The organism is Micromonospora sp. NPDC018662 (genome assembly GCF_044391475.1).
In the GTDB taxonomy this organism is placed as follows: domain Bacteria; phylum Actinomycetota; class Actinomycetes; order Mycobacteriales; family Micromonosporaceae; genus Micromonospora.
Window position 1 is genome coordinate 408,139 of record NZ_JBISAC010000003.1, and the last position, 8,164, is coordinate 416,302.

The 8,164-nt window shown below is 74.8% G+C and carries 7 protein-coding genes; 4 read left to right on the forward strand and 3 right to left on the reverse strand.

The window, feature by feature from the left end:
* Window positions 1–190 precede the first annotated feature (190 nt).
* Both ACH495_RS11495 and ACH495_RS11500 read left to right on the forward strand, forming a co-directional pair.
* On the forward strand, window positions 191–1,327 hold the full coding sequence (locus ACH495_RS11495) for an FAD-dependent monooxygenase (RefSeq protein WP_396857630.1): 1,137 nt from the start codon (window positions 191–193) through the stop codon (window positions 1,325–1,327).
* A gap of 9 nt (window positions 1,328–1,336) precedes the next feature.
* Window positions 1,337–2,593, forward strand: a complete 1,257-nt coding sequence (locus tag ACH495_RS11500; RefSeq protein WP_396857631.1) for an ABC1 kinase family protein — start codon at window positions 1,337–1,339, stop codon at window positions 2,591–2,593.
* Window positions 2,594–2,654: 61 nt separating this feature from the next.
* Here the strand turns inward: ACH495_RS11500 and ACH495_RS11505 are convergent, their stop codons facing one another.
* The 3 genes from ACH495_RS11505 to ACH495_RS11515 are packed head-to-tail and all read right to left on the reverse strand — an operon-like array spanning window position 2,655 to window position 5,922.
* A complete protein-coding gene (locus ACH495_RS11505) occupies window positions 2,655–3,551 on the reverse strand; it encodes a helix-turn-helix domain-containing protein (RefSeq protein ID WP_396857632.1) in 897 nt (298 codons plus the stop codon).
* Window positions 3,548–4,399 carry an SRPBCC domain-containing protein gene (locus ACH495_RS11510; protein WP_396857633.1) on the reverse strand — a complete coding sequence of 284 codons (852 nt, stop codon included), beginning with the start codon at window positions 4,397–4,399 and terminating at the stop codon, window positions 3,548–3,550. The genes ACH495_RS11505 and ACH495_RS11510 overlap by 4 nt, the downstream gene beginning before the upstream one ends.
* Window positions 4,400–4,431: 32 nt before the next feature.
* Window positions 4,432–5,922: a KR domain-containing protein gene (locus ACH495_RS11515; RefSeq protein ID WP_396857634.1), complete on the reverse strand. Its 1,491-nt coding sequence runs from the start codon at window positions 5,920–5,922 to the stop codon at window positions 4,432–4,434.
* A gap of 145 nt (window positions 5,923–6,067) precedes the next feature.
* Between ACH495_RS11515 and ACH495_RS11520 the strand changes: the two genes are divergently transcribed.
* The gene (locus ACH495_RS11520; protein ID WP_396857635.1) at window positions 6,068–7,393 is read left to right on the forward strand and encodes a HEAT repeat domain-containing protein; all 1,326 of its coding nucleotides are present in this window, start codon (window positions 6,068–6,070) and stop codon (window positions 7,391–7,393) included.
* Between the two features lie 21 nt (window positions 7,394–7,414).
* The gene (locus tag ACH495_RS11525) at window positions 7,415–8,047 is read left to right on the forward strand and encodes a DUF6073 family protein (RefSeq protein WP_396857636.1); all 633 of its coding nucleotides are present in this window, start codon (window positions 7,415–7,417) and stop codon (window positions 8,045–8,047) included.
* Window positions 8,048–8,164: the final 117 nt, after the last annotated feature.

The following is an 8,164-nucleotide window of genomic DNA, read 5'->3' on the forward strand; positions in this document are numbered from 1 at the left end:
GCTCGTCGTACCGGGCGCTCGGGCGCCCGGATCACCATCGATCCTGACCCGTCCCCGACGGCGTCTCTTATCGGATGTTGCTGTTGTCCGGCCGGCCCGGCGGGAACAGCAATCGGCGAGAATCGACGGCCGGTGACGCCGTTCTACCGTTTGCCGGCGGGTGGTCCGCGGGTGACCGGAAGGCGGCGGCATGACGACTCGACGGGCACTGATCGTCGGTGGCGGGCCGGCCGGCCTGGCGACCGCGCTGGCGTTGCGGGACGCCGGCTGGACGGCCGAGGTGGTGGAACGCTCGGTCGATCCGTCGGCGTCCGGTGTGGCGCTCACGCTGTGGCCGAACGCGCTGGCCGCGCTGGCCGCGCTGCGGGCCGACAAGCCGGTCCGGGAGGCCGGGTGCCCGGCGGAGGGCAACCAGATCCGGGCCGCGGACGGCCGGGTGCTCGACGACGTGCCCGGTCCGGTGATGGCGGAGCGGTTCGGCGGGCGCGGTCTCGCGCTGCTGCGCGCCGACCTGGTGGCGGCGTTGCGCGACCAGTTGTCCCCGGGCACGCTGCGCACCGGCGTGCGCTGCGTGGGCTGGACCGAGACGGGCGGGCGGGTGCGGGTCGACCTCTCCGACGGCGGCACCGCGACGGTGGACCTGCTGGTCGGCGCGGACGGGATCCGGTCGGCGGTCCGCCGGCAACTGCTCGGCGACGGCCCGGACCGGCTGCGGTACGCCGGCTACCCGGTCTGGCGCGGCGTCGCCCGGCACGACCTCGGCGTCGCGCCGGGCCTGCTGACCATGGGCCGCGCGGCGCAGTTCGGGCTGTTCCCGCTCACCGGCGGGCGGGCCTACTGGTTCGCCACCATGCCGATGCGCCGGGGGTGGGGGGAGCGGGTGCCCCGCCGGGTCTGGTCGGCCCGGTTCGACGGTTGGCACGACCCGGTGCCGCGGGTGCTGGCCGCGACGCCCGACGAGGACATCGTGGTCACCGACATCTACGACCGGGCGCCGGTGCCGCGGTGGAGCGCCGGCCGGGTGGTCCTGGTCGGCGACGCCGCCCATCCCAGCACCCCGAACCTCGGCCAGGGCACCTGCCAGGCGCTGGAGGACGCGGTGGTCCTCGGGCGGTGCCTGCGGGAGCACCCGGTGGAGCAGGCGCTGCCCCGGTACGAGGCCGCGCGCCGACGCCGGGCGGACGGCCTGACCCGGCAGGCCCGGATGCTGGGCCGGGTCGGGACGTGGGGCAACCCGGCGGCCTGCTGGCTGCGGGAGCAGATGATCCGGCGGGCCCCGGCCGGCCCCCGGCTGCGGCAGATGGCGGAGATGTTCGCCTTCGAGTGAGGAGTGACCATGTCGTTGCGGATGTTCCTGCGGGCGCTCGCCATCGTCGCGGTGGCGTCCGGGGAGCTGGCGCGTACCCTGCCGGCGTCCCTGGTGGCGCGGGTGACCCGGGGCCGGGCGGCGGCGGCGGACCGGCGCTACCGCGGCGTCGTGCGGGCGCTCCAGCGGCTCGGGCCGACGTTCGTCAAGTTCGGGCAGATCGCCGGGACCCGCCGGGACGCGCTGCCGCCGGCGCTCTGTGCCCGGCTCGGCACGCTCTTCGACGACGTGCCGCCGATGTCGCCGGCGGCGGCGGACGAGGCGCTGCGGCGGGCCCGGGCGGAACAACCGCGGCTGTCGCTGCGATCGGTGGACCGGACGCCGCTGGCCAGCGGCAGCATCGCCTCGGTCTACCGGGCGGTGCTGGACGACGGCACGGTGGTGGCGCTGAAGCTGAAGCGCACCGACATCGACGACCGGATGCGGGCGGACCTCCGGCTGATCGAGGGGATGGCCCGGCTGGCCGCGCGGGCGCCGAAGATGCGCGGCATGCCGATCGCCGACCTGATCGGCTACCTCAGCGCGGCGATCCTCGGGCAGCTCGACTTCCGCCGGGAGGCGGAGCACAGCGAGCGGCTCCGCGCCGAGCTGGCCGCGTTCCCGGAGGTCACGGTGCCGGCCCTGCACCGGGGCCGGTCCGCGAGCAACTGCCTGGTCTTCGAGTACGTGCCGGACCTGGACGCGCGCCACGCCGAGCGGCTGGCGCCCGGGGTGCGGGCCCGGCTCGCCGAGGTCGTGCTCGCCGCGGTGAACCGGCTGTTCTTCGGCGCCGGCTTCGTCCACTGTGATCTGCACCCGGGCAACCTCTACCTCACCCCGGACGCCCGGGTGGTGATCCTCGACGCCGGGTACTGCGTCCAGCTGCCGGACGGCGTGCGGGCGGCGATCGGGGAGTTCTTCGCCCGGCTGGCGGCGGGTGACGGTCGCCGGTGCGGGGAGATCGTGCTGGCCAGCGCCGTCGACACCGGGACGCCCGTCGACCGGGAGGGCTTCATCCGGGCGGTCGCGGACCTGGTGGCCCGCACCGCCGGGCCGGACAACGACTTCGACATGTCGGTGTTCGGCAACGGCGTGTACGACCTCCAGCAGCGGTACGGCATCTACGCCGCCTCCGACTTCGCCTTCCCGCTGATGTCGTTGCTGGTGGTGGAGGGCACCGTGCGGGGGATCAGCCCCGAGGTGGACTTCCAGCGGGTAGGTGGCCCGGCGCCCACCGCCACGCGCTGACCGGCACGTGCCCGCGGTGCCGCCCCGGATCTTCCGGCGGCCACCGCGGGCACGCGTGGTGTCAGGCGCGCTCGGGCGGCCGGAGCGCCGCCGACCCGGCCGGGTCGGCGCGGTCGGCCAGCGGCAGCACCGGCAGGCCGGACAGGATCGGCGGGTCGGTGAGGCGGGCCGGCGCGAGTCGGACCGTCAACGGTCCGCAGACCCGGCCGTCGGCGACGACCACCGGCGTGTCGACCGCGCCCACCCAGACGTCCGGGTCGTCCGCGCCGGCCAGCACCTCGCCGACGGTGGTGGCGTCCGGGTGCGCGCAGGCCAGCAGGTGCCAGGTCCCGGCGGGGGCCCCGGTGATGGCGAACGGCGCGGGCCCGACGACGCTGGCGCAGGCGACCGGGAGCCCCTGCGCCAACGCGGTCGGGAAGAGGCCGAGCAGGACCAGCCGCGGGCTTCCGTCCGGGGTGTGCACGGTGCCGTCGACCCGGCCGCCGGGCGGCTCGGCGACGTCCGGCTCGACGGTCGCGTCGGTGACCACGTGTGCCAACGGTCGCCGCCCGTACGCCGCGTCGAGCCGGCGCAGCCGTCCCGGCCCGATCCCGACCTGCTCGGTGAACTGGGTGGTGAAGGTGCCCAGGCTGCTGTAGCCGACGGTGGTGCAGATGTCGGTGACGTTCATCCGGCTGGACACCACCAGCCGGCGGGCCTCGGCCATCCGCAGCGCGGACAGGAACCGTCCGGGTGGGGTGCCGGTGACCAGGCGGAAGACGCGGCTGAAATGGAACGGGCTGAGGTACGCGAGCTGGGCCAGCCGGGACAGCGGCCACGGCTCGTCGAGCCGGTCGCGGATGGTCCGGATCACCCGCCCGACCGCCTCCCGGTGTTGTTGGAGCACGGTGGGCCGGCCGTGCCGGTGGCCCTGGCCGGCCCGGATCGCGGCCCGGTGCGGCTGGACGACCGCCGTCACCGCAGCTCCTGGCGGGTGCGGGCGCACTCCTCGGCCAGCCCGAGCGCGGCGGTCCAGGTGGCGGCGAATCGGTGCCGCAGCGTCCGCTGCTGGAGGTCGCTGAGGCCGAGCCGGTGCCAGCCCTGGTGCGACACGGCGAGCGTGCCGCCCCGCGCCGCCGGTTCGACGCGGACCTGGCAGTGCGTCGCCGTCCGGGCGCCGGGGATCTCGACGGCGAAGGCGAGCGTCCGGTCCCGGTCGAGGTCCCAGTCGCGCAGCGTGAACCGGCGTGGGCCCTCCTGGTCGACCACGAAGAACCATCCCGGGCCGGTGGCGTCGACAGCGATCGGCAGCCAGTCGACCACCGTCTCGTCGCGCAGCGGATGCCAGGGCCCGTCCGGCAGCACCACGCTGCCGTCGATCTCCTGCCGCCAGTCGTAGCGGGCGGGGCGGCCGGTCTCCAGGTAGCGGGCCAGCCGGCCGACGAAGTCGAGCCAGCCGGCCTTGAGCTGGGCCACCTCCGCGCCGGGTCGGCCGGGGCAGCTGTCGTCGACGGTCAGCGTGGTCGCCTCGGCGCCTCCGGTGAGCGTCCAGGTGACCCGGCACTCCGGGCCGACGCCGAGGAACCGCCAGCGGAACAGGAGCCGCTCGCCGGGTTCGACGTGGTCGACGTCGACGTCGAAGAAGTCGCCGTCGCCGAAGTCGACCCGGTTGGGGACGCCGGGCGTCATCGGCGTCCGTAGGTTCCCGAACCACTGCGCGACCCGTCTCGGGTCGGTGACGGCGTCCCACACCTCGTGGTCGGACGCCGGCACGCTGACCATGACGCGGACCCAGTCGTCGGGCAGTTTCAGATAGTCGTCGGTCATCGTGTTCACCTCTCTCAGCCGGTGCGGACGCGTCAGCCGCCCGCGCGGAACAGCCGGAACCGGGTGTTGCGCAGCGCCGGTCCCTCCGGATCGGACCCGGCGTGGACCAGGCAGTCCACCCCGTCGCCGGAGACGGTGGCGCGGACCAGCAGCGGGGCGCCGCCGACCGTGCCCTCCGGGATCAGCGTGGCGTCGCCGGCCGCCGCCTCGGCCACCGAGCGGATCGCGGCGTCCAGGTCGTCGCCGGCCGGCACCATCAGCGCCGCGTCTACGCCGGGCACCCCCTCCGGTCGCCCGGCCCAGGCGCCCTGCGTGCCGGGGCGTTCCCCACAGATCAACAGCGAGCCGGGCGGGTCGGTGTCGGCCGGCGGGTCGGCGAGTGCCGCGAGCAGCCGGACCGCCGCCGTGACCCCGGTGGCGACCGGCACCGGGACCATGCCGAGCCGGCGGGCCGCCAGGCGGGCCACCTGGCGGGCCATCCCGGCCCCGGACCAGAGCGACCACTCGGCGGTGCAGCAGCGGACGGTGGGGTGGGCGGCGGCGTACCGGGCGGTGGCGCGGCGCAGCAGCTCGTTGGCGAGCGCGTAGCCGGCCAGGTCGGGATGGGCGCCGTGGGCGGTGAGCGAGCCGAACGCGAGCACCGCGCGGAGCCGTCCGGTGCGGACCGTGGCGAGCACCGTCTCCAGGCTCGTCACCTTCGCCGCGACCAGCGCGTCGACGGCCGGGCCGTCGAGCTGGACGCCGGTGCCGCCGGCGATCCGACCGGCGCAGTGCACGATGGCGTACGGGCGCAGGCCGGCCAGGGCCGCGCCGGTGGCCTCCGGGTCGGTGAGGTCGGCGGTGCGCAGCCGGGCGGCCGGGCAGCGGCGGCGCAGCACGCCGACGATCCGGCGGACGTCCGGCGGGCATTCGGAGACGGTCCGTCGGTCGAGCAGCACCGGGGTCGCGCCGGCGGCGGCGAGCGCGACCGCGATGCGGCTGCCCAGTCCGCCCAGCCCGCCGGTGACCAGCACGGTCCGTCCGGCCAGCCGGGGCCGGCGGCCGGGCAGCGGGGTGGCCGTCCAGCCGATGGTGTGCACCGCGCCGTCCGCGTCGACGGTGAACTCGTCGCCGCCGGCGGGCGCGGCGAGCAGGCCGACGGCGCGGCGCAGCGCCGGGACCGTCGGTTCGGCCAGCGCGATCGTGCCGGCCGGCCGGCCGTCGGAGGCGGCGAGCCCGCGCAGCAGGCTCCCGCCGCCCGCGCCGGAGTGCACCACGGTGAGCATGCGGCCGGTGGACCGCCGGTACGCGTCGAGCAGCCCGGCCGAGCCGGCCGCCGGCCACCGGTCGGCCAGGACCAGGACGTCGACCTCCGGTCCGGCGGCCGGGTACGGCTGGCGGCGCAGGTGGTCGACGAGCGGATGACCGGTCGGCCCGTTCACCCGCCAGCGGGCGGCGCGGGGGACGGTGCGGACGGGTGTCGGCTCGGGCCGCAGCGCGCGCAGGGCGATCCGGCCGGAGCGGGGGCGGGGCTGAGGTGACATGGGATTCCTCCACTCAGCTACTTGATAAAGATATATCGATCGACGCCCTGGGGCAATGTGGAGGCTTAGCAACTTGAAAGAAATATAGAGACCCGGATCGTCCTACCGTCGAGGCACGAGCCAGGAAGCGCCTAGGGAGGCAGCAATGGCAATCGATCTCTGTAACAAGTCGCCGGGTGCGCTCGCGGAGGGTGCCCAGGGTGCGTGGGAGGAGGCGGTCCCGGCCGACGCGGCGCCGGTCAACCTGGACGCCCTCTCCGCGGACCAGCGCGACGCGCTCAACTTCTCCTACCGGACCACACTGCCGGCGATGGACCCGCGGTTCGTCGCCGGCGACCCGGCGGCCTGGGCGAGCGACTTCGGCTACGCGCTCAACAAGGTGGCCGTCCGGCTGGACAACCGCACCAACCAGGAACTGCGGGACGCGGCGCTGAACCACCCGGACGCGGCGATGCGCGAGCAGGCCCTGTTCGAGTACGCCGACCGCGACCTGCCGGACGCGATCGAACTGCTCGGCCAGGCCGTCCTGCACGACGCCAACCGGGAGGTCCGCTGGGACGCGCTGTGGGCCATCGAGAAGCTCGGCGGCGCGCACGCGGTGGGCGCGCTCAGCAAGTTCGCCAAGGACGCCGACCCGGAGATCGCCGAGTGGTCGCACCTGTTCCGCAGCGAGCTGCAGACCGGTGACCCGGCGTTCGACGGCCGGTCCGGCAAGTTCACCCCGGGCCGCACCTTCGACGAGACCATCTACCTGCTGATCCACTGCGACCTGTACGTGCGGCTGGACGACAGCAACCAGCACTGGGGCAAGATCTCGCTCGCCCCGCAGGGGCTGGCCCGCATCTACGGCCAGGCGCACGCCTGCCCGAACGTGGCGACCCGCGAGCGGCAGCTCGTGATCGCCAAGACCATCGACGGGCTGCACGCCGACGGCTCGCCGCACTGCGACAACTACCTGTTCCGCGGCTTCACCGACCGCACCCGCCGGGACCGCGGCAACTTCTTCTTCGAGTCGCTGGTGCCCCGGACGTTCTTCAAGTCCGGTCACGCCGACGACCCGAGCGAGGGCACCCGCCAGGCCAACATCGGCTTCGCCCGGTACGGCACCTGGCACCTCGACCCGCAGTTCCAGATCCACGACGAGGCGGCCATCCGCTACGTCCGTGGCCGGTTCCAGGGCTGGGGCTACATCAACCTGGCCCGGATCGCCGGTCGCTCCATGGAGGAGATCCTCCAGCCGGGCAACGGCGTGCTCTCCACGCTGCACGACCCGGAGATCGGGCACATGACCAACGCGTTCATCCTGGGCACGTTCAAGGGCAAGCTGAACGACTGGGACGGCGACGGGGTCATCGACATGAACTCCCGCGACGTCTACTCGACCGTCGACGGCGAGATCGACATGAACCAGGACGGGATCGCGGACCAGCCCGGCCTGACCTGCTGCGACCACACCAGCCTGCTGCCCTGACAGAGGAAGAGGACACCTGAGATGAGCACCAAGAGCGTTCTTTTCGGTCGCCCCGTGCAGACCGACGGCGTGCCGGACGTGTACGCCGGCGCCCCGGTCGTGCCGTGGACCCCGCCGGAGCCCGGCATCGACAACCTGGGCATCAACTCGATCGACACCTTCGCGGTGCCCGGCGTCGGCGAGTTCACCGTGCCGTTCGACGGGTGGGTGCGGGTCGTCCGCTCGCCGTCCACCTCGGGCGAGTGGGCCGACGCCGAGGTCTACACCAACCTCATCGAGATGAAGATGGTCGGTGAGTGCGAGGAGCTCGGCCGGATCACGGTGACCCTGAACCCGGACTGCCTCTCCGCCGGTCAGATCCGCACCCCGTTCGACCCGTACGCGGGTGAGGGGCCGTCGGCCAAGGCGTGCCGGATGGCGGTCGGCGCGATCTTCGACATGCCGAAGCTCGGGCTGAAGCTGATGAACCGGGAGCCGATCATCCTGACCATCGACGACGTGCGCAGCATCCCGCCGGCGGGCGCCCCGGGCAAGGGGCAGATCTACCGGATGATGCCGCTGCTCGACGTCAACGACCCGGACGGCCAGCCGGTCGCGTACCTGACCAGCCTCCGGTTCAACATGGGCGGATACCTGGCCCCCGAGCAGATGTGACCCACCGCGGTGGGGGGGGGGGGGGCCCGCCCGGGGCCCCCCCCCCCCCCGCGCGGGGCCGCCGCCCCCCCCCCGGCGCCCGCGCCGGCCCCCCCGGGGCGCCCCCCCCCCCCCCCC

Bases quoted from the DNA above. Each gene is read 5' to 3' on its own strand.
- ACH495_RS11515 (WP_396857634.1), bottom strand. From the start codon at position 5,922: ATGTCACCTCAGCCCCGCCCCCGCTCCGGCCGGATCGCCCTGCGCGCG.
- ACH495_RS11525 (WP_396857636.1), top strand. From the start codon at position 7,415: ATGAGCACCAAGAGCGTTCTTTTCGGTCGCCCCGTGCAGACCGACGGC.
- ACH495_RS11520 (WP_396857635.1), top strand. From the start codon at position 6,068: ATGGCAATCGATCTCTGTAACAAGTCGCCGGGTGCGCTCGCGGAGGGT.
- ACH495_RS11495 (WP_396857630.1), top strand. From the start codon at position 191: ATGACGACTCGACGGGCACTGATCGTCGGTGGCGGGCCGGCCGGCCTG.
- ACH495_RS11500 (WP_396857631.1), top strand. From the start codon at position 1,337: ATGTCGTTGCGGATGTTCCTGCGGGCGCTCGCCATCGTCGCGGTGGCG.
- ACH495_RS11510 (WP_396857633.1), bottom strand. From the start codon at position 4,399: ATGACCGACGACTATCTGAAACTGCCCGACGACTGGGTCCGCGTCATG.